Origin of the sequence: Rhodococcus sp. NPDC058521, from assembly GCF_042719695.1 — a bacterium.
Taxonomy (GTDB): domain Bacteria; phylum Actinomycetota; class Actinomycetes; order Mycobacteriales; family Mycobacteriaceae; genus Rhodococcus_F.
Map to the genome: position 1 here is coordinate 443352 of NZ_JBHXNL010000002.1, position 20643 is coordinate 463994.

Annotated in this window: 18 protein-coding genes and 1 pseudogene; 7 read left to right on the forward strand and 12 right to left on the reverse strand. The window is 64.3% G+C overall.

What is annotated here, in order from left to right; genetic code table 11:
• Nucleotides 1-39: 39 nt before the first annotated feature.
• From ACFWO3_RS06300 to ACFWO3_RS06325, 6 genes are all read right to left on the reverse strand, one after another.
• Nucleotides 40-2220 carry a transglycosylase domain-containing protein gene (locus ACFWO3_RS06300; RefSeq protein ID WP_378574915.1) on the reverse strand — a complete coding sequence of 727 codons (2181 nt, stop codon included), beginning with the start codon at nt 2218-2220 and terminating at the stop codon, nt 40-42.
• Nucleotides 2221-2434: 214 nt separating this feature from the next.
• Nucleotides 2435-2635, reverse strand: coding sequence for a hypothetical protein (locus ACFWO3_RS06305; protein ID WP_378574918.1), 201 nt, complete (start codon nt 2633-2635; stop codon nt 2435-2437).
• A gap of 1 nt (nt 2636) precedes the next feature.
• Nucleotides 2637-3545, reverse strand: a complete 909-nt coding sequence (locus ACFWO3_RS06310) for a carbohydrate ABC transporter permease (RefSeq protein WP_378574920.1) — start codon at nt 3543-3545, stop codon at nt 2637-2639.
• Nucleotides 3545-4540: a carbohydrate ABC transporter permease gene (locus tag ACFWO3_RS06315; protein WP_378574922.1), complete on the reverse strand. Its 996-nt coding sequence runs from the start codon at nt 4538-4540 to the stop codon at nt 3545-3547. The genes ACFWO3_RS06310 and ACFWO3_RS06315 overlap by 1 nt, the downstream gene beginning before the upstream one ends.
• A gap of 47 nt (nt 4541-4587) precedes the next feature.
• Nucleotides 4588-5853: an ABC transporter substrate-binding protein gene (locus ACFWO3_RS06320; RefSeq protein WP_378574924.1), complete on the reverse strand. Its 1266-nt coding sequence runs from the start codon at nt 5851-5853 to the stop codon at nt 4588-4590.
• A gap of 179 nt (nt 5854-6032) precedes the next feature.
• The gene (locus tag ACFWO3_RS06325) at nt 6033-7109 is read right to left on the reverse strand and encodes an ABC transporter ATP-binding protein (protein ID WP_378574926.1); all 1077 of its coding nucleotides are present in this window, start codon (nt 7107-7109) and stop codon (nt 6033-6035) included.
• 94 nt (nt 7110-7203) lie between these two features.
• Here ACFWO3_RS06325 and ACFWO3_RS06330 point away from each other — a divergent pair, with 94 nt between their 5' ends.
• The 7 genes from ACFWO3_RS06330 (at nt 7204) to ACFWO3_RS06360 (ending at nt 15599) form a co-directional block, all read left to right on the forward strand.
• Nucleotides 7204-8010 carry a DUF2786 domain-containing protein gene (locus tag ACFWO3_RS06330; protein ID WP_378574928.1) on the forward strand — a complete coding sequence of 269 codons (807 nt, stop codon included), beginning with the start codon at nt 7204-7206 and terminating at the stop codon, nt 8008-8010.
• The gene (locus ACFWO3_RS06335; RefSeq protein WP_378574931.1) at nt 8007-8540 is read left to right on the forward strand and encodes a TIGR04338 family metallohydrolase; all 534 of its coding nucleotides are present in this window, start codon (nt 8007-8009) and stop codon (nt 8538-8540) included. Before ACFWO3_RS06330 ends, ACFWO3_RS06335 begins: the two co-directional genes overlap by 4 nt.
• Nucleotides 8541-8645: 105 nt before the next feature.
• Nucleotides 8646-9821, forward strand: a complete 1176-nt coding sequence (locus tag ACFWO3_RS06340; protein WP_378574934.1) for a lipase family protein — start codon at nt 8646-8648, stop codon at nt 9819-9821.
• Nucleotides 9822-9893: 72 nt separating this feature from the next.
• Nucleotides 9894-10688 carry an LLM class F420-dependent oxidoreductase gene (locus tag ACFWO3_RS06345; protein ID WP_378574937.1) on the forward strand — a complete coding sequence of 265 codons (795 nt, stop codon included), beginning with the start codon at nt 9894-9896 and terminating at the stop codon, nt 10686-10688.
• 96 nt (nt 10689-10784) lie between these two features.
• Nucleotides 10785-12599: an ABC transporter substrate-binding protein/permease gene (locus ACFWO3_RS06350; RefSeq protein WP_378574939.1), complete on the forward strand. Its 1815-nt coding sequence runs from the start codon at nt 10785-10787 to the stop codon at nt 12597-12599.
• A gap of 3 nt (nt 12600-12602) precedes the next feature.
• Nucleotides 12603-13364: an amino acid ABC transporter ATP-binding protein gene (locus ACFWO3_RS06355; RefSeq protein WP_378574942.1), complete on the forward strand. Its 762-nt coding sequence runs from the start codon at nt 12603-12605 to the stop codon at nt 13362-13364.
• A 156-nt stretch (nt 13365-13520) separates the two neighbouring features.
• Nucleotides 13521-15599, forward strand: a complete 2079-nt coding sequence (locus ACFWO3_RS06360; protein ID WP_378574944.1) for a PhoX family protein — start codon at nt 13521-13523, stop codon at nt 15597-15599.
• An 8-nt stretch (nt 15600-15607) separates the two neighbouring features.
• Here the strand turns inward: ACFWO3_RS06360 and ACFWO3_RS06365 are convergent, their stop codons facing one another.
• The 6 genes and pseudogenes from ACFWO3_RS06365 to ACFWO3_RS06390 all read right to left on the reverse strand — a co-directional run.
• Nucleotides 15608-16354, reverse strand: a complete 747-nt coding sequence (locus tag ACFWO3_RS06365; protein WP_378574947.1) for a glycoside hydrolase family 25 protein — start codon at nt 16352-16354, stop codon at nt 15608-15610.
• Between the two features lie 61 nt (nt 16355-16415).
• Entirely contained in the window at nt 16416-17753 is a 1338-nt protein-coding gene (locus ACFWO3_RS06370; RefSeq protein ID WP_378574949.1) for a glycogen debranching protein, read from the reverse strand.
• Between the two features lie 89 nt (nt 17754-17842).
• Nucleotides 17843-18778, reverse strand: coding sequence for a sigma-70 family RNA polymerase sigma factor (locus tag ACFWO3_RS06375; protein WP_378574951.1), 936 nt, complete (start codon nt 18776-18778; stop codon nt 17843-17845).
• Nucleotides 18779-18788: 10 nt separating this feature from the next.
• Complete coding sequence (locus tag ACFWO3_RS06380; RefSeq protein ID WP_378574953.1) at nt 18789-19421, reverse strand: NAD(P)/FAD-dependent oxidoreductase; 633 nt, start codon at nt 19419-19421, stop codon at nt 18789-18791.
• Between the two features lie 121 nt (nt 19422-19542).
• A pseudogene (locus tag ACFWO3_RS06385) lies at nt 19543-19980 on the reverse strand (FAD-dependent oxidoreductase); the annotation flags it as partial.
• 109 nt (nt 19981-20089) lie between these two features.
• On the reverse strand, nt 20090-20643 hold a 554-nt coding region (locus tag ACFWO3_RS06390; protein WP_378574956.1), incomplete at its 5' end, for a hypothetical protein.

A 20643-nucleotide genomic window follows, 5' to 3' on the forward strand; every position in this document is an offset into this window, starting at 1 on the left:
CAACCGAGTCAAGAGACTCTTCAACCGAACGCCGGTGTGTTACCCGGGCAGGGGGATCACGACCCCCGGCAGAATCTCCACCTGCTGCGGCGGCTCCGCCGGTGTCGGAATCTCGACCGGCGGCACCTCGACGGGCGGCGGCGCGGCGGGCTCCTCGGCAGGAGGAGGCGGCTGCTGCTGCTGTCCGCTCTCCGTGTTGCCGCCACTGTTGCCGGTGGTGGTGCCCCCGCTGTCGTAGCTGCTGCTGTCACCGCCTCCGCCGGAGGGCACACCAGCCTGGCCACCGATCGAATCCGGCCACGGGAAGTCCTCCCAGTCGGTGTCCTCGAGGGCACCGTCCATGGTGTCCTTCCAGATGTCCGACGGAAGTCCCGAACCGTAGATCAGCCCGCCCCAGCTGTTGTTGATCGCCGTGGCATCGGCCGTGCCCATCCACACTGCCGTCGACAACGAGGGTGTGTAGCCGACCATCCAGGCGTCCTTGTTCTCGCCGGTCTCGCCCAGCTGCGCCGTACCGGTCTTCGCCGCAGACGGGCGTCCACCGGCCAGCCCGTGACCCTTCGAGTAGGACGCCACCGGCATCAGCGCCTGGCTGATGTTGTCGGCCACCGCCTCGTCGATGCGACGCTCGCCGGGGTCCGGCCGGCGTTCGAAAAGCACGTCACCGTCCGCGTCCACGACCTTCTGCACGAAGTGCGGCTTGCGGTAGATGCCCGACGCGGCGAACGTCGCGTACGCAGAGGCCATGTCGATCGGCCGCGCCTGGTACTGGCCGAGGACGATGCCACCCTCCGGTGGGCCACCTTCGTGGCTCAGGCTCGGACCGTCGAGTCCGGGAATCTGTTCGGGGATGCCGGCAGCGTGCGCCGCATCGGCAATGGCCTGAGGTCCGTCCTCCATGGACATCATCAGCCGGTAGAAGCTCGTGTTCAGCGATCGCTTGGTGGCTTCGGCGATGGAACACACCCCACATGACTCACCCTCGACATTGCCGATCTCGAGGTCGGCGACCGTCAGAGGAGCACTGCTGTAGCGCGCGGATAGGGGAATGCCCTGGTCGAGGGCAGCCGCGAGACCGAATGCTTTGAACGATGAGCCGGTCTGCAACGGAGCCTGCGCGTAGTCGTAACCGTTGCCGTCCTCGCCTCCGTAGTAGGCGCTGACTCCACCGGTCTTCGGGTCGACCGAAACCACCGCGGTACGCAACTCGGGATCTTCGCCTTCGAGGGTGCTGTGCACACCATCGAGGGCAGCAGCCTGCGCCTTGGGGTCGATCGTGGTGGTGATCCGCAGCCCCTCCGTGTTGAGGGTCTGCTCACTGATCCCGACCTCGCCCAGTTCCCGCAGCACCTGATTGCGAATCAGTCCGTTGGGTCCCGGTTCGGAGTTCGCCTCGGTCGGGCGGTTCGCCGGTGCCGCGACCGGCATCTCGGTGTTCGCCCGTTCTTCGCTGTCGAGCACACCCATGTCGACCATGCCGTCGAGGACGTAGTTCCACCGGGATTCGAGCTTGTCCGGATTCGCTTCGGGATCGAGGTAGGACGGGCTCTGGATGACCGCCGCGAGCACCGCGCCCTCGGCGACACTCAACTCGCCGATCGGCTTGTCGAAGTACGCCCGGGCAGCGGAGTCGACACCGTAGGCGCCACGCCCGAAGTAGATGGTGTTGAGGTACGCGGCAAGGATCTCGTCCTTGGACCACTCGTTGTTCATCTTGGTCGAGATCACGAGCTCACGCATCTTGCGGGTGATGCTGCGGTCCGAGCCGACCAGCACGTTCTTCACGTACTGCTGGGTGATCGTGGAGCCACCACCCGCACTGTCCTTGCCGAGGACGTTGTCACGTGCAGCTCTGGTGAAACCACTGATCGAGAAGCCGGGGTTCGAGTAGAAGTTGCGATCCTCCGCCGAAAGCACCGCGTTACGCACGTGCTCGGGGATTTCCGTCAGGTCCACCTCGGTGCGGTTCCCCTCCGGGGGGATCACCTTGGCGAGTTCGGAGGTGCCGTCGGCGGCGAGGATCGTGGCGACCTGATTGGTCACCATGTCCGAGGGCTTGGGCACCTCTGCGCGGACGTACGCGATCGCGAAAACGAGGGCCGGCACCACCAGCAACACAACGGCAACCACGAGAATCGAGCGCCGAACGTTGCGCCACCGATGGTCCGTTTTGGGAGTATTCGAACCCGCAGGAGGGGGTCCGTCCGCACCAGTAGGCACGCCTGTACTGGCGTTTTCCGCGGTATGACGGCCGGACGGCGAGGGCCCCTCACCCGGCGGATTGGTAGGTGAACTCACTTACACGCTCCCGGTTGGCGTATCCGATCTTCACGGATCATTCCATCCAGGCATACCTATGTTTGCCATTTCCCGCCAACTGTGACGAGCTCAGCTCTGCCAGGCCGCAGGGACACAGGCCACAGTTTCGGCCCGGTCAGGACCTGCGCCGCACCCGCATCAGGGCGGTTATCGCCAGCCCCGTCAGCACCACGCACACCAACAGAACGAGCGAGGACATCATGCTCGGTGTGCCCTGAACGATCTGGCCGACCGCGGAGATCAGAGCCATCACGGTGAAGAAGCCGAGCAGACCTACCAGCAGTTCCAGCCGCTGACGCTTGGCAACAGGGTGCATGTCAGCTCTTGACGCCGCCGGCGGTCAGTCCGGACACGATGCGACGCTGGAAGACCAGAACCATGATCACGAGCGGCACCGTGACGAGTGTGCCTGCCGCCATGACGGCGGTGTAAGGCTGTGTGAACGCGTCACCGCCCGAGAAGCGAGCGATCGCGACCGTCACCGGCTCGGTTGCCCGGTTCGACAGCTGACTCGCCAGCATGTACTCGTTCCAGGTCGCGATGAAGGCGAGGATCGCGGTGGTGAACAGCGCCGGCGCCGCCAGCGGCAGGATCACCAGACGGAATGCCTGCGCGCGCGTTGCGCCGTCGACGCGCGCAGCTTCCTCGAGTTCCCACGGCATGTCCTGCATGAACGACGTCAGCGTGTAGATCGTCAACGGCAGCACGAACGAGATGTTCGGAATGATCAGCGCCTGATACTGACCGATCCAGTTCAGGTCGCCGAACAGCTGGAACAGCGGCGTCACCAAAGCGACGCCCGGGAACATCGACGCAGCCAGGACGACACCCGTCACGACGTACTTGCCCCGGAACTCGATTCGGGCAAGCGCATAGGCGGTGAAGATGCCGAGCAGCAGGGCCACCGCAGTGGTGACGGCTCCGATGACGAGGCTGTTGACGATCGAACCGAGGAAGTCGTTGCCCTTCGAGGTGGACAGCGCATCCCGGAAGTTGTCGAGCGTGACGTACGTCGGCCACGGGGTGGTGTCGAAGGTGTGGTCCACGCTCCTGAAAGCGGTGACCACCATCCAGTAGAACGGGGCGAGACCCCAGATCAGGATTGCCACGACGCCCACGTAGGTCCGGACGATCGGTGCGATCGGTCGGCGATACACCGGCGGCTTCTCCGGGCGCGTCACTTCGGTGTCCGAATCCAGATCCGGTGACCGATGCCTGCCCGCCATCACTTGACTTCTCCCTTACGTTGATCGTCCTGCGTGCGGACCGCGTTGGCCCCGAGAAACTTCACCATCACGAACGCCACCGCGAAGATCATCAGGAACACCAGAGTCGACAGGGCCGAGGCGCTGTTGAAATTGCCGCCCTGCATGTCCGCGACGACGAGGATCGACACCGTGGTGGTGGGGGTTCCACCGCTCGTGCCCGAGAGAATCGCCGGCAGGTCGTACATGCGCAGAACGTCGAGCGTGCGGAACAGCACCGCCACCATCAACGCCGGCTTCACCAGCGGCAAGGTGATCTGAGTGAATCGCTGCCACGCGGTTGCACCGTCCACCTTCGCCGCCTCGTAAACGTCCTGCGGAATCATCTGCAGGCCCGCCAGAATCAGCAGGGCCATGAACGGTGTCGTCTTCCAGACATCCGCGATGATGACCGCGAATCTCGACGCCCACGGGTCGGTGGTCCACGAGATGTCCGTGCCGAGCACGCGGTTCACGATTCCGTCGTTGGCGAAGATGAAGAACCACAGCTTCGCCGTGACGGCGGTCGGGATGGCCCACGGGATCAGGACGCTCGCCCGAAGCATCGACCGACCGAAGAACGAGCGGCCCATCACCGTGGCCATCCAAAGTCCCAGAAGGACCTCGATGGACACGGTGACCACCGCGAAGAACAACGTCGTCCCGACTGCCGGCCAGAAGTTGGCGCCGAGAGTACCGGGCGGGCACGAACCCGCACCCGAACCGCAGTTCTGAGTGAGCCACTGCAGGTAGTGATCGAAACCTGCGAATCCACCATCGGTGAATCTGCCGGTATCGGGATCGATCCCCTTGTCCTGCTGAAAGGACAAGTAGATCGCACGAAGGACCGGGTACGCGATGACGACCGCGAGAATGAGCATCGTCGGTGCGATGAGCCACACCGCTCGCAGATCCCGCTTCTTGCGGACAGAGACCTCCGGCTCGTCTTTCTCGGTCCGCACAGCGGTGTCGACCATCTCCTCGGTACCCGGCCCCTCGTCTCGAATCCGAACTGACTAACTGACTACTTGGAAGCGACCTCGATGGCAGAGGACATGTCCGCTACCGCCTGATCGACCGACTTCCCGCCCGTGATCGCGGCGTAGGCGTTGTCCTGGATCGCACGGCTCACGTCGCTGTAGTACGGCGTGACCGGGCGCGGGACGGCGGTCTCGAGGGCCGTCTTGAGCGCCGGGAGGTACGGGTACTTGGCGATCAGCGACTCGTCGTCGTACACGTTCGCGAGAACCGGCGGGAAGGACTGGTCCGCGAAGGACGACTGCACCTCGGGGCTCTGGATGAACTCGATGAAGTCACGGGCGGTCGCCTTGGCCTCGGAGTTCACGTTGATGCCGTTGTTGTAGCCACCGAGAGTCGAAGCGCCGGGTCCGTTGGGGCCGGCGATCGGCGCGACGCCGACCTTGCCCTGCACGGCCGAACCGTCCTCTTCGGCATTGCTGTACATGTACGGCCAGTTGTAGGCGTACATCGACTTGCCGTCGACGAACGCGAGGTTCGTCTCCTCCTCGGTGGAGCTGGTGGAGGTCTTCGCGATCTGGCCCGCAGCGTAGGCGTCGACGAGAGCCTGCAGGCCGGCCTTGGCCTCGGGGGAATCGACCTCGGGGGTGCTTCCGTCCTCACCGACGACCGAACCGCCCCACGAGTTGATCGCCTCGGTGGTGTTGACGGTCAGACCCTCGTACTGCTTGAGCTGCGTGAGCAGGCAATCGACGTTGTTCTCTGCCGCGACGCCACAGCTGTCCGTCAGCGCCTTCCAATCCGCGGGCGCTGCCGGAACCAGGTCGTTGCGGTAGTAGAGAAGCTGCGCATTGGTGTTCTGCGGGCCTGCGTACAGCACGTCACGGTAGGTGGCGCTGTCCACGGTGGCGGGAAGCAGTCCGGAAGTGTCGATCGCCAGCTCGTCCGTGAGCGGCTGCAGCCATCCGTTGGCCGCGAACTCTGCGGTCCAGGTGATGTCGAGTGCCATGACGTCGTACTCGGAGTTGCCGGCCTGCAGCGACTGGACCAACTTGTCGCGCTGCGCATCCGCCTCGCCGGCCAGTTCCGCCAGCTCGACCTTCTCGTCCGGGTGAGCGGCATTCCACTGCTCGATGACCGGCGTCAGCTTGTCCGTGTCGTTCTTTCCCATCGCGAACGTGATGGGTCCGCGGCCGTCGAGGTTCTCCGACTGGGCATCGCCACTGTCACTCGAGCAAGCGGTGAGCGTTACCAGCGACGCAGCTGTCGCAAACACGGCTGCGCGGCGAACCGCTCTCGTAATCTGAACCATGGAGTACTCCCGGTTGGTAGGCGGATGAACCCGCGATCGGCATCACTGAACTACGGCACCGGTCGCGGTGTCGGAACATACTGTGGCATGGACCACCCGGCAAACGGGGCATTACCCCCAAGCTGAATCGGTCACGTCGCGTGTCGTGACCGGCGCGCCGGGATCCCCATGTCGCCCGCTCAGCGGCTCAGACGTCGTCCATCCACGGCCGAGAACAGGTGCAGCTGCTCCGGATCGACATGCAGCTTGACGGTCTCACCCTTGCGCGGCGGGTTACGCCAATCGGCACGGGCGACGATCTCCTGGGCAGCACCGTTGATGGAGGTGCGGCCGTAAATATAGGCGTCCGACCCGAGTTCCTCGACAACGGCCACGTCCATCGAGATTCCGTCCGCCGCAAGTTCCAGATGCTCGGGGCGCACACCGACGACCACCTCGGGCTCGCTGTTCTCGCCACGCAACTGACGGGGGACGGGAATCGCCGTGTCGCCGAACTGCACACCCTGCTCCGTGACGGGGAGCGTGAACAGGTTCATCGACGGTGAACCCATGAATCCGGCCACGAACACGTTCGCGGGGCTTCGGTAGAGGTCGCGGGGGGTGGCGCACTGCTGCAGCCGGCCGTCTTTCAGAACAGCGACGCGGTCCCCCATCGTCATCGCTTCCACCTGGTCGTGCGTCACGTAGACCATGGTCGTCTCGAGGCGACGCTGCAGCTGGGCGATCTGGGTGCGGGTCTGCACCCGCAGCTTCGCGTCCAGGTTGGACAGCGGCTCGTCCATCAGGAACACCTGCGGCTGGCGGACGATCGCACGGCCCATCGCCACACGCTGACGCTGACCGCCGGACAGGGCCTTCGGCTTACGGTCCAGGTACTGCTCGAGATCGAGGAGCTTGGCCACGTCCTCCACGCGTGACCGAATATCCGACTTCGACGCACCCGCCAGCTTGAGGGCGAATCCCATGTTCTCCGCAACCGACATGTGCGGGTAAAGGGCGTAGTTCTGGAACACCATTGCGATGTCGCGTTCCTTGGGCTCCTGGACGGTGACGTCCTTGTCGCCGATGAGGACGCGGCCGCTGTGAACCTGCTCGAGTCCCGCCAGCATGCGCAGCGACGTCGACTTTCCACATCCGGACGGGCCCACGAGGACGAGAAACTCGCCGTCCTCGATCTGCAGATCCAGTGCGTCCACCGCCGGCTTCTGCGAGCCGGGGAACAGGCAGGTCGTGCGGTCGTACGTAACTGTCGCCATGAGTCGATAGTTCCCTTCCACCGGCAGGAACGTGCCGGACGATCCGAGTCGAAGTGGGTGGGCGCAAGCGGCACCGGCGCCTAGTATCGCCCACGTGAGTTCGGAGAAGATGCTGACCCGCATCGGTGGACTCCTCCGGCAAGCGGAATCCACCGACAATTCGCACGAGAGCGACGCCTTCATGGCGGCCGCGCAACGCCTGGCAACCACCGCGTCCATCGATCTCGCGGTCGCTCGGGCGCACGCGTCCGGACGTGAGAAGCGGGCGACGCCGACGCAGCGTCTGATCACCGTCGGCGAACCGGGCCGAAAGGGCCTGCGAACGTACGCGCAGCTGTTTCTGGTGATCGCCGCCGCCAACGACGTCCGGTGCGACATCGCGCAGAGTTCGGCCGTCATCTATGCATACGGGTTCGCGGGCGATATCGATGCGTGCGAGGCCCTGTACTCGAGCCTCCTCGTGCAGATGGTGCGGGCGTCGGACGCCTACATCAAGTCGGGGGAGTACCGAAACGAGACGACGGTGCGCACGGTGGTCGAGAAGCGCGGGCGTCGACGTGCCGCGACGAAGGTGCGTCGCCCCGTGGCAGGTGTGACCGCACGCCTGAACTTTCAACTCGCGTACTCGGAGCGGATCGGCAAGCGACTGGACGAAGCACGCACGGAGACCCGCACGGTTGCCGAGACCGACACACCGGGAACTGCAATTGCTCTGCGGGACAAGGAATTGGAACTACGCGATTACTACACGACGGAGTCCAAGGCGCGCGGCACCTGGCGTGGCGGGAAGGCTGCAGCGGGCCATTCGTCCTCCGCACGCAGGGCCGGCGACCGCGCCGCTCGGACGGCAAAGCTCGGGCCGGCCACCGAGCTCGGGGTCGCCAAGAAGCAGCTGCCGTGAAGCCGGGACGGGACTCGCAGCGCGCACTCGTCTACGAAGCAGAGCAGTTGGTGCGCAACATGTTCGATCGAGCAGACGACACCGGGGTACGGACGGTGGAACTGATCGGGTCGGAGGTCACGCTGCCGGTCGAGCGGCGGTTCGCGTCGATCGAGTCGATTCAGGATTACGTCGATCGGGTGCTCGCGTTGAACTGGGTTCGTGCGCGATGGGAGCGGGCCTCGGTACCCGTGCACGTTCGCGCCCGCGCTGGAAACAGCGCAGCACACTACGAGAGCGACTGCGCCGCAATCGCCGTTCCCGAGTACCACAGCGGGACCGCGTGGGCGTTCCGTGAGCTGGTCGTGCTGCACGAGCTGGCACACCATCTCGACCCGTCGCACCCGGACGACCCAGGGGCCCGCGTCGACCCGGCCCACGGCCCCGAGTTCTTGGACCGCTACCTGACGTTGGTGAGCGAGATCATCGGCCCGGAGTCGGGTTTCGTTCTGCGTGCCACCCTCACGGCGGCCGGAGTCACCCTCTCCTAACCCCCTTCCCCCGGCGCGTTGGCAAGCAACTGGCAACCGAACGTGCTGTAATTCGTACAGCGAAACGAGAGCATACGAAACCAGGGGACCATGGGGGTTGTTCCAGTGAATCGTTCCATTGCTTCTGTCGTCGTCACATCCTGCGCCGCATTGGCCTTCGCCGCCGCGCCCGGCATCGCGAACGCCGACGATCGCACCGATCTCTATCAGCAACCCGTCCTCGATCTGGCGGAGCATGCTGACGGCGACGTCGTGCGTGCCGTGCCGATACCTGCGTTGCCGGCCACCCACGCCGAGCTGATCCTGTACAAATCCACCGATACCAACGGAAACCCGATGGTCGTTTCGGGGTACACGATCACCCCGGACGTTCCCTGGAACGGACCGGGTCCACGACCCGTCGTCGCCTACGCGCCGGGCACGAGTGGTTTGGCGGACCGCTGCGCCGGGTCGCACGGTGTGGGCTCCTCGCAGGACATGGCGGTCATAACACCATTTCTCGCACAGGGTTATCAGGTAGCTGCCACCGATTACCAGGGGCTCGGCACCCCCGGAGTCCACACCTATCTCAATCGGCAGGGCGCGGGTAATGCGCTCCTCGACGTGGCAAGAGCCGCGACGACGGAGGCGGACACACCCGTTCTCGTCTACGGCTATTCGGAAGGTGGCCATGCATCGGCGGCAGCGGCGGAACTGGCGCCGTCCCACGCCCCGGAGCTGAACCTGAAGGGAACCTACGTCGGCGCACCGCCCGCGGACATCACCCTGAACATCGACAACACGGACGGCACTTCGCTCGCCGGCAATCTCTTCTACGTTCTCAACGGCATGATCGCCGCGTACCCGGACAGGGCAGAATCGATTCGCGACATCTTCAACGACGAAGGCCTGCGAATACTCGACGAGACGACGAACGACTGCGTCAGCGACTCCGCGCGATTCGGTGGTGTGCAGTTCCACAACGTCACCAAGGACGGTCGGGGACTGCGAGAACACCTGGCGGACGAGCCGTTCGCGTCGATAGTCGACGAGAACACGATCGGATTCACGGCCCCGAGCAAACCCGTCTTCATCAGTCACGGAGTCCCCGACGACACCGTTCCCGTCGAACAGACCCGGACACTCGTGCAGCGTTGGCACGACGCCGGCGCGACGGACATGACGGTTCGCGAGTTCGACTTTCCCCCGATTCCCGTGGCGGGCATCAACCACCTTCCCGCCGGCCCGGCAGCCTTCCCCGAGCTGTTGCAGTGGATGACACAGCGCCTGGCTGACAGCTGATCTCGTTGTGCCTGCCGTGTGAGGCGCGCAAAATGGTGAGAGCCTCCGAAGCCAACTCCAAGGAGCCCTCACATGCACCGTCAGGTTCGTATCGGCGTCCAACTTCAACCCCAGCAGGCCCCTGATTACGGGCAGATCCGCGACGCGGTGTTGCGCTCCGAGGATGCGGGCGTGGACGTGGCGTTCAACTGGGACCATTTCTATCCGCTGTACGGAGATCCCGACGGCGCCCACTTCGAGTGTTGGACGATGCTCGGGGCGTGGGCGGAGCAGACCGAGCGGGTCGAGATCGGCGCCCTCGTGACCGGCGGCGGTTATCGCAATCCGGATCTGTTGGCCGACATGGCGCGCACGGTGGACCACATCAGCGGCGGGCGTTTGATCCTCGGGATCGGTGCCGGCTGGTTCGAGCGGGACTACGACGAGTACGGGTACGAGTTCGGGACGGCAGGTTCGCGTCTGAAGCTGCTCGGTGAGTATCTGCCGCGCATCACTTCTCGGCTCGATAAGCTGAACCCGGCGCCCACCCGGCACATCCCGATACTGATCGGCGGCGGTGGCGAGCAGAAGACTCTGCCTCTCGTCGCCGAGCACGGAGATATCTGGCACAGCTTCAGCGACATCGACACCCATGCCCGCAAGGCGGGGATTCTCGCTGATCGTTGCGCCGACAAGGGCAGAAATCCGGCCGACATCGCGCATTCGCTGGCGTGGCCGGGCATCGAGGAAGCAGGAAAGTTCGTCGATGCGGGTGTCACGCTGTTCACCGTGGGTGTCGGCGGACCTGAGTACGACCTCACCGAATTGAAGCAAGCCATCGCCTGGCGCGACGAGAACAATCCGCCGCCTCTCTCCGGGCTCGCCTGACCTCTTCCACTGCCGACCAATGTCACACCGGTCGCATTCGGCGAAACCGGTGTGACATTGGTCGGGATTCGGGGTGGTGGGGCTTACGCTGCAAAGATGCTTTCCTCCGTCGCCCGCAGACTGCGCGTCGCTCTGGCACTGATACTCGCCACCGTCCTGGCCTTCACCGTGGCGTCCTGTTCGAGCGGCGATGGCGGTAGCGACGCTGCGCCGTCGGATCTGTGCGCCCCACCCGGCGTGGGGGCGTCCACGGCCGTACCCACGAACTTCGATTCTGCGGCGGCCACCGAGACCGAGGATCGGTACACGACCCCGGCCGTGACCCCGATCGATCAGATCGACACGTCAGCACTGAATCTGATCACCCCCGGAGTCCTCACCGTCGGCACCCTCTCCGACGCGCCCCCGAGCATCTGCGTGAACTCGGAGAACCAGTTCACCGGCTACGACAACGAACTTCTGCGAGCCGTCGGCGAGAAACTCGGATTGCGTGTCGACTTCGTAGGCACCGAGTTCGCCGGACTACTCGCGCAGGTCGCGGGGCACCGTTTCGACGTGGGGTCGTCGTCGATCACCACCACCGATGAACGGCGCGGCACCGTCGGGTTCACCAACGGCTACGACTTCGGGTACTTCTCTCTCGTCGTTCCCAACGGCAGCGCCATCACCGGATTCGGCTCGCTGGACCCCAGCACCCGCGTCGGTGTCGTGCAGGGAACGGTGCAGGACGAATACGTGGTCAACGAACTCGGCCTCGACCCGGTGAAGTTCCCGGACTACAACACCGCGTACGCGAATCTGAAGACCGGGCAGATCGACGCGTGGGTTGCTCCATCGCAGCAGGCCGAAGGTGCAATCGCTCCCGGCGATCCGACGTCGATCGTGGAGAACACGTTCAGTGTCAACAACTTCGTCGCCTGGGGTGTCGCCAGGGACAACCAGCCGTTGATCGACGCGCTGAACTCCGGGTTGGACGCCGTCATCGAGGACGGCACCTATTCGCAGCTGTACTCGGACTGGGTTCCGCGCCAACTTCCGGAGGGATGGAAGCCGGGAAGCAAGGCGGCGCCGAGTCCCGAGCTGCCCGACTTCGCGGCCATCGCCGCCGAGAATGCCGCGAACGAACAGCCCACCGAGGCTGCCGCGCCCAAATCGACACTGCAGCAGTTGAAGGACACGTTCTTCGACTGGGAGCTGTACAAGCGTGCGTTCCCCGACCTGCTGAAAACCGGCCTGCCGAACACACTGATCCTTGCGCTCGCGTCCGGCATCGTGGGCACGGTCCTCGGCATGCTGCTTGCGATGGCAGGAATCTCGCGCACCCGGTGGCTGCGGTGGCCCGCCCGCATCTACACGGACATCTTCCGCGGACTTCCTGCGGTCGTCATCATCCTGATCGTGGGTCTCGGTGTCGGTCCGGTCGTGAAGAATCTGACAGGTAGCAACCCGTACTGGCTCGGCGCCGCAGCTCTCGCGCTGCTCGCCTCCGCGTACATCGGCGAGATCTTCCGATCGGGTATTCAGAGCGTCGAACCCGGTCAGCTCGAGGCGTCGCGCGCCCTCGGCTTCAGCTACCGAAAGTCGATGTCGCTGGTGGTGATTCCGCAGGGTGTTCGGCGAGTGCTGCCGGCGTTGATGAACCAGTTCATCTCGCTGATCAAGGATTCGTCGCTGATCTACTTCCTCGGGCTGTTGGTCACTCAGCGGGAACTGTTCGCAGTTGGCCGAGACCTCAACGCACAGACCGGAAACCTGTCGCCACTCGTCGCGGCCGGCCTGTTCTACCTGGTCCTGACCATTCCGCTCACCCATCTCGTCAACTACATCGACAACCGTCTGCGCACCGGCCGCGCAGACAAGTCCGGCACGCTCGATCCGGTGGAACAGTCCATCGTCGTGGAAAGGGGATAGGCCATGACGGTCTCCGACAAGAACTCCGTTTCCCAGAAGAGCTCCGTGTCACTGACAGGCAGCAACATCCATCTCGCGTTCGGCAACAACAAGGTGCTGCGCGGCGTCGACATTCACGTCGATGCGGGCAACACCGTCACGGTCATCGGCCCATCGGGTTCCGGAAAGTCGACGTTGCTGCGTGCACTGAACCGACTGCACGAACCCGATAAGGGCGACGTACTGCTCGACGGACGTTCGGTGCTGAAGGACAACCCGGATCAGCTGCGTCAGCGAATCGGGATGGTGTTCCAGCACTTCAACCTGTTTCCGCACAAGAGCGTCGTCGACAACGTGGCGCTCGGCCCCCGCAAGCTCAAGGGGATGAGCAAGGAAGAAGCGCGTCAGGTCGCACTCGAGCAGCTCGAGTTGGTGGGGCTCACCGCCAAGGCAGATTCGCGTCCGGGGAACCTGTCCGGCGGCCAACAGCAGCGGGTGGCGATCGCACGGGCCCTGGCCATGAAGCCGGAGGTCATGTTCTTCGACGAGGCCACTTCCGCACTCGACCCGGAGTTGGTGAAAGGCGTCCTCGCGCTCATGGCCGACCTCGCCAAGGGCGGTATGACGATGGTCGTCGTGACGCACGAGATGGGTTTCGCCCGGGAGGTGTCGGACAACGTCCTCTTCATGGACCACGGCGCGGTTGTCGAGACGGGGAAGCCGGACAAGATGTTCGACCAGCCGGAGACCGAACGGTTGCAGCAGTTCCTGTCCCAGGTCCTCTGACCCCTGTGAGTGGTTGACGAGTACGGAGACTCGTCAACCACTCACAGGGGTAGTTAGGGTCACCTCGTTGTCCGATCGTTCACGCAGGCGTTCCCTTTCGCACGTCTGAGACTCTTACGGTGCCCGAGTTGTCCATAACTCGATTCGGGAGTAACCGTGGGATTGAAACCTCTTGCGCTGTTCGTGAAGCACGACGGCAATTCTTCACGCGCATCAGTCACGTGCCAGTACAAGTGCGGCAACCAGTGCGCACACGAGGTGCCCAACACTTCCCAGGGTGAGTACTTCCGCGACATCGCACGGTCGGCGCTGTCGCGCCGCGGGGTGCTCCGGGGAACGGGAATGGCCGTGGTCGCGGTCGGCGCCGGCAGCGTGCTCGCCGCGTGTTCCGACGACTCGGATTCCGCATCGGGGAACGGCAGTTCGTCGAACGCGGCCGGCGACGGAGAGGCACCCGTGGGCACCAGGTTCGACGCGGTTGCCCCCAATACCGACGACGCCGTCACAATTCCCGAGGGCTACGAGCAGGCCGTGGTGATTCGCTGGGGTGATCCGGTGATCGAAGGTGCCCCTGCTTTCGACTTCGAGAATCAGACTCCGCAGGCGCAGGAGATGCAGTTCGGTTACAACAACGACTTCGCCGGGTTGCTGCCTGTCGACGGTCAGCCCAACACGTTCCTCCTGGTCGTGAACCACGAGTACAGCACCGAACCGTTCATGTTCCGTGGGTACGACCCCGCGAACCCCACGCTCGAGCAGTTCCAGATCGGGATCAACGCGCACGGCCTGTCCGTCGTTCAGGTGGAGGGCGAGTCCGGATCCGGCAAGCTCACAACGAAATTCGGTCCCCAGAACCGTCGCATCACCGCCAATACCGAGTTCGTCGTCACCGGACCCGCCGCGGGAAGCGACTTCCTGAAGACGACGGCTGACCCTACCGGCGCGAAGGTGGCGGGAACGCTCAACAACTGTTCGGGTGGCGTCACCCCATGGGGCACGGTTCTTTCCGGCGAGGAGAACTTCAACCAGTACTTCGCGAATGCCGAGACCGTCACCGATCCCGCTGCTGCGGATCGCCTGAAGCGCTACGGCATCGAGGGTGGTGCATCCGAACGGCTGTGGGAGCGTTTCGATCCGCGGTTCGACATCGCCCAGGAACCCAACGAGGTCAACCGATTCGGGTACGTGGTCGAGGTCAACCCGTGGGACGCATCGTCGGTGCCCGTCAAGCACACCGCACTCGGACGTTTCAAACACGAAGCAGCGACCATCCACATCACGGACGACGGCACCGTGGTCGCTTACAGCGGCGACGACGAGAAGTTCGACTACATATACAAGTTCGTGTCCACGCGCAAGAAGATGGACGGCAACGGTCAGGCAGCACTGCGTCACAACATGACGCTGCTCGATGCCGGGACCCTCTACGTCGCCAAGTTCACCGGCAACTCGTCGGACGAGATCGACGGGTCCGGAACGCTTCCGTCCGATGGAAAGTTCGACGGCACCGGCAAGTGGATTCCGTTGCTACGCACCAACGAGGACGGTAAGGGCGAGTCGCTCGTCGACGGGATGAGCGCCGAAGAGGTCGCCGTGTTCACCCGTCAAGCAGGCGACAGGGTGGGCGCCACCAAGATGGATCGCCCCGAGGACTTCGAGCCCAACCCGCACACCGGCAAGGTATATGTCGCGTTGACCAACAACGACAAGCGCGGCACGGACGGGAAAGCGGCCGCGGACGAGGCGAATCCGCGCAACACCAACAAGAACGGCCAGGTCCTCGAACTCGACGACGACCATGCGGGCACGAGCTTCACCTGGAACCTGCTGTTGGTGTGCGGCGATCCCAAGGAAGCGGACACCTACTTCGGTGGGTTCGACAAGCAGGCGGTCAGCCCGATCTCCTGCCCCGACAACGTCGCGTTCGATCCGCACGGCAACCTGTGGATCTCGACCGACGGCAACGCACTGAAGGCCAACGACGGCCTCTTCAGCGTCGTCCTCGAGGGTGACCGCCGGGGCGAGACGAAGCAGTTCCTGTCGGTTCCGGTCGGCGCCGAGACCTGCGGTCCCATCGTCACCGAGGATCGGGTGCTCGTCAGTGTCCAGCACCCGGGCGAGGACGACGACGCCAGCGTCGAGAACCCCGCATCGCACTGGCCCGACGGCGGCGACACCCAGCCACGCCCGGCCGTGGTTGCGGCGTGGAAGCCCGGCGGCAAGATCGGCACATAGACTCGAGGTCAGCTTCCGAAGGGGCTGCCGCCTCCGTTCGAGAACCGTCCGAAGTCACCCTGCGCGCCGCTGTAGACGTTGAGGTCGATGTCGGCGTTGACGCCGGGAATCCGACCGGTGCTGGTGTACTGCCAGAACGTCCAGTTGGCCCATCCACCCGGCAGCGGGCCAGGCTGGTTCTGGCCGTTGTAGTCGGCGATCCAGAGCGGGTAGTTGGTGAATTCGTTGGTGTTCGCCATCTGGGTACGCCAGAAGTTGGGGTACGTGTAGATGATCGGCTGGCGCCCGGTGAGAGTCCGGACTGTATTGAGGTAGCGGTGCGTCCAGTCGATGAGTGCGGCCGGCGGCAGCCCCTTGCCGTCCTCGAGGTCGAGAACGGGTGGCATGTCGCCGGGGCCGTTGATCCCCAACACCGTGGTCGAGAAGAACGCCGCCTGCGCTTCGGGGGATTGCGTGGGATCGGCATAGTGGTATGCGCCGCGGGCAATACCTGCCACCCGCATCGCGATCGAGTCCTGGATGAAGTAGGGATTGACGTAGTTGAGGCTCTCCGTGGCCTTGACCATCGCGAACTGGTGGCCGGAGTTGCGGACCGCGAACCAGTCGATGGGCGAGCCTCCCGGATGCTGCCACGAAGCCACGTCCGGTCCCCGAACCGGTTCGGCCTGAGCAAAGCCTGGAAGTGCTGCGGCAAGTCCGCCTGCAAGCAGAACGGCCGCGAATCGTCGGACAAGAACCCCTGTACCCGAAGTCATAGCCAGAGAGTAACGGGTAACGGTCGCCGCCACCGGGTAACCGAGGATTGTTACACGATGTTCAACCGAGCCAGTCGAGAACCGCCGCGGCGGTCCACGATTGTTGCATGCTGCCGAGCGGTTCTCCGGTGAACGGCTCGTAGTACTCCGCGAAGCTGCCGTCGCTCGCCTGCCGCAAACCTTCCGATCGCAGCAGGTGAGAACGCTCGGCCCAGCCACGACGTGCGAAGGCCCAGGACAACAGCCACGTCATCACCGGCCACACAGGCCCCCGCCAGTATTCGCGTGCCCGAAAGTCGCCCGACACAGGCGAGGTCGACGGCGGCACCGCGTAGCGGAGGTCTGGATGGCCACAGAACTTCGGTCCTTCGAAGGTCCTGACCAGGGCACGTTCGGCGTCGCGGCCGAGACCTCCGCACAGCAGTGGCGAGAACATGGCAAGGGTGTCGGTGCCGATCCAACGACCCGAGCGCAGATCGAAGTCACGGGCTGCGCCGCTTCGCTCGTCCGTCGTCGCAAGGACACCCTGCCGGAATCGATCGGCCCAGCCGTGCAGTTCCCTGACGTCGGCGTGGGGTTTCGCGTATTCCTCGCCGATGGTCGCCAGCACGTCACAGGCCATCGAGAACACAGCGCTGACGAACACGTCCTCCACGGCGAAACTCATCGCGGTCGCCAAGGTCTCGTCGTCGTAACGAGCAGCTTTCATTTCCTCCAACAGCCACAGATAGCGGTCGTACTCGTGATCTTTGGGACGCTGCGACGTATCGGTGACCACGCTGAGGTCTTCACGTAGATACGAGGGGAGTTTGCCCGCGACCACGTTCGCATAAGCACTGTCCCACCGCGGCGAGTTGTCCATCCCCGATTCCCACCCGTGGTACAGCGCAATCCGCCCGTTGCCGTCCAGGTCGCGAGCATTCGCGAGCCAACAGTGCCAACGAACCAGATCCGGCCAGCGTCGGTCGAGGAACTCGTCGGCAACCGCCCTCGTCGTGCGCCCGTGTCGCCGGGAATGATCGAGAATTCTCTGGACCGCAATGGCGTGAACCGGAGGCTGGGTGATGCCCGAGGTCTGCACGTCGATGGGTGCGTGAGCGGCGAGCAGTCCGGTTTCCCAGCGTGCCGGGCCGGGAAAGTAGCCGTCCACGCCGTTCGCGAAGACGATGTGCGGGATCATCCCGTTCTTCCATTGAGCAGACAGCAACGTGTCGAGCTCCACCACTGCACGTTCGACGCTCAGCGGCGCCAGACCCACCGCGACGAAGGCCGCATCCCAACTCCACATGTGCGGGTACAGGCGAGGAGCCGCGCTGGTCATCGCGCCGAGATCGTTGCCCCGCAGGAGGTAGGCAGCACGCGCCGCGAGCTGGGTCGGGGTGAATCCACGTTCCGCCATCTGTCCATTCTGCTGCTACACGCTGCAGACCGCACCGACTGAGCGTCCGATCCGTCGGCGACACGGCTGAATGTTGCGCGGCGCCCCGATCACCAGGATTCGATGATCGGGGGGCCGTGATCGCGCCGTCGCCATTCCTCGCTGACACGGTGGAGGCGCGCCTGCGACGCCATTCCGCGCACCGTCGTGATCTCGTCACCGACCACGTCGAGTACGACCACACCGACGACTCGGTCTTCGAACCCGACGATCATCGCCGGCGAGCCATTGACCGTGCCGGCGAACACCGAGGGCGTACCGCCCAGCAGTTCGTGCTTCGCTCGCGTGGGTTTGAAGCCCGCCCGCAGCATGGCCGAGACCTTCTTGGCACCGGCGAAGTGCAACAGTTTCGCAGACAATCCGGCACCGTCGGACACGGCGGTTACGTCGTCGGCGAGAAGTGAAACCAGCGGCTCGGTGCGGCCCGATGCGGATGCAGCCACGAAGGCCTCTACGATTCGGCGCGCGGAATCGGCGTCCACCTCGGTGGCTGTTCGCTCGGACGCCAGGTGCCTTCTGGCTCGCAGCGCGTGCTGCTGGCTGGCGGATTCGGTGATGTCGAGGATCTCGGCGACTTCACCGTGACTATGCGAAAATGCTTCGCGCAGAACGTATACCGCCCTCTCCATCGGTGACAGCCGCTCCATCAGCGTCAGCATGGCCAGAGTGACCGACTCGCGTTGCACGGCAGTGTCCGCAGGCCCCAACATCGGGTCACCGTCCAGCAACGGTTCGGGCAACCAAGCACCCACGGCGCGCTCGTGGCGTTCCTTGGCCGATCGGAGCCGATCGACCGACAGGTTGCTGACCACCTTGGTGAGCCAGGCCTCGGGCACCTTGATGTGTGTCCGATCCGCGGCCTGCCAGCGAATGAAAGATTCTTGGACCACGTCTTCGGCGTCCGCCGCGGAGCCGAGCAGGCGGTAGGCGATCGAGGCCAACCTGTCTCGGTTGGCCTCGAATCGCCCCACGGTGGCCGTATCCATGAGCGTCACTCTAGGCCGATACCCTTTCCACAGAACCGCCTTCGGTGGTCGTCGCGTGGCGCTTGCGTGCTGGCATCCCGTACGTCGGGTGGACGATGCGCCACGCCACGGCGTTCAGAACGAACTTCTTGTAGAGCGTGCCCGGTCGACCCCGCAGTGACCAGGTCTTCGACGTCGCTTCGCGGTCGACCATCTGGAACACGGCGTCGTTCTGGCCGAGACTGATGCAGTTGCCGAGGTAGGCCAAGGTCGACTCCGAGACCTCGTGTCCGGTCAGATCCCCGACGATCGCAGCGGTCGCTTGATTCCCGGTGAAACCTGCCGAAGCGCAGGACATCGGCAGCGGTCGCCCGTTGTCGTCGAGAGTGAACACGCTGTCTCCCGCGGCATAGACGTTCGGATGGGAGACCGAGCGCATCATCCGGTCGACGGTGATGCGGCCGTCCTCTTCCACCTGGAGTCCACTGTCGGTGGCGATCGGGTGAGCCACAAAGCCCGCGGCCCATACAGTCGCATCGGACGGAAACGAGATGCCGTCCGCGGTGACGACTCCTTCCTCCTCGATTCTGTCGATCGTGGTGTTCTCGTGGATCTCCACACCGAGCCGATCGAATGCACGCAGCAGATGGTTGCGGGCCTTCACTCCAAGCCAGCCGCCCAGTTCCCCGGTCGTGGCCAGGGTGACGTGCAGTCCCCGGCCGGGCTTCGGCGATCTCGGTGGCCGCCTCGATCCCGGTGAGATTTCCACCGACCACCAGCACCCTGCCATTCCCGTCCAGTTCGTCCAGACGCTGACGCAAACGCACCGCCGCAGGTCTGCCGGTGACGTGGAAGGCATGCTCGTCCACACCCGGAACTCCTCGATGGGCAATGGTGCTACCCAGCGTGTAGAGAAGGGTGTCGTACGCGAGCCGATCCGGACCCACTCCACCACTGACGGTGACGGTCCGCGCATCCGCATCGACGGAAGTTACCTTCCCGACCCGTAGACGAATGCCGGTACCCGCGAACATGTCGGCCAAGGGCATGCGCCGCAGTTCGTGGCCGGCAGCGAGTTGGTGCATCCGCATCTTCTCGACGAAGTCCGCCTCGGCGTTCACAACGGTGATCTCGAAGTCCTCGGGATGTAGTCGACGTGCCAGGGATCCTGCAGCTGCCGCCCCTGCGTAGCCGGCCCCGAGTACAACAATCCGGTGTTTCATGATCTTGCCTCCTGTTCGTGTGATCTATGAACGAGACAGCGCACAGATCCATGACAGGGCCGGGCACGAGGACCCCGATCGAGTCAGCAGTCGGGGTTCTCGGCGAGGTTCAATGCGTCTTTCTTGCGACAGGAGTGACGTCGCCGTACCGGATCAGGCGGTCACGCAGTTCTCGATTGAATTCTTTCGGGGCAAGTTTTATCGGTCTCGCAATTGCGCCTATTCCGGCTTCGTCCCATTCGTAGTCTGCTGGCGCCAGCACGAGCCCGGAATCGTCCGCGATCAGCACGATGAACAGCGTGGGCCATCGTCCTAGCTCATTTCGAACGGTGTGGACGCGGTACAAGTAATCGGACCACTCAGCGAATATCGCAATGGCCCAACCTTCAGCTTCCCGGTTCGGCAAAGGCGACCGCACATTAGCGAGAACGCGATCCGGCAACCTACTACTGACGAACAAGGAGAGTTGCCTGACCTTCGAACCGCCGCCGAACGAACCCATGCGTGTTGCGTCCTTCGAGGCAACTTCGAAGTTGATAGTGATGTTGGGGTCCACCAAGGCGGCGACTTGAACCGTCCTGGGTCTGGTGGAGATCGTGATCTCACCAGGAGAATGACGGAATGGCTGCACCACGAAAGTTCGATCAGGAGACCCGTGAGCGG

What these genes read in the sequence shown, in the direction of transcription:
- ACFWO3_RS06305 (WP_378574918.1), bottom strand. Translation starts at nt 2,635, where the DNA reads ATGCACCCTGTTGCCAAGCGTCAGCGGCTGGAACTGCTGGTAGGTCTG.
- ACFWO3_RS06310 (WP_378574920.1), bottom strand. Translation starts at nt 3,545, where the DNA reads ATGGCGGGCAGGCATCGGTCACCGGATCTGGATTCGGACACCGAAGTG.
- ACFWO3_RS06315 (WP_378574922.1), bottom strand. Translation starts at nt 4,540, where the DNA reads ATGGTCGACACCGCTGTGCGGACCGAGAAAGACGAGCCGGAGGTCTCT.
- ACFWO3_RS06320 (WP_378574924.1), bottom strand. Translation starts at nt 5,853, where the DNA reads ATGGTTCAGATTACGAGAGCGGTTCGCCGCGCAGCCGTGTTTGCGACA.
- ACFWO3_RS06325 (WP_378574926.1), bottom strand. Translation starts at nt 7,109, where the DNA reads ATGGCGACAGTTACGTACGACCGCACGACCTGCCTGTTCCCCGGCTCG.
- ACFWO3_RS06345 (WP_378574937.1), top strand. Translation starts at nt 9,894, where the DNA reads ATGCACCGTCAGGTTCGTATCGGCGTCCAACTTCAACCCCAGCAGGCC.
- ACFWO3_RS06350 (WP_378574939.1), top strand. Translation starts at nt 10,785, where the DNA reads ATGCTTTCCTCCGTCGCCCGCAGACTGCGCGTCGCTCTGGCACTGATA.
- ACFWO3_RS06355 (WP_378574942.1), top strand. Translation starts at nt 12,603, where the DNA reads ATGACGGTCTCCGACAAGAACTCCGTTTCCCAGAAGAGCTCCGTGTCA.
- ACFWO3_RS06365 (WP_378574947.1), bottom strand. Translation starts at nt 16,354, where the DNA reads ATGACTTCGGGTACAGGGGTTCTTGTCCGACGATTCGCGGCCGTTCTG.
- ACFWO3_RS06370 (WP_378574949.1), bottom strand. Translation starts at nt 17,753, where the DNA reads ATGGCGGAACGTGGATTCACCCCGACCCAGCTCGCGGCGCGTGCTGCC.
- ACFWO3_RS06375 (WP_378574951.1), bottom strand. Translation starts at nt 18,778, where the DNA reads ATGGATACGGCCACCGTGGGGCGATTCGAGGCCAACCGAGACAGGTTG.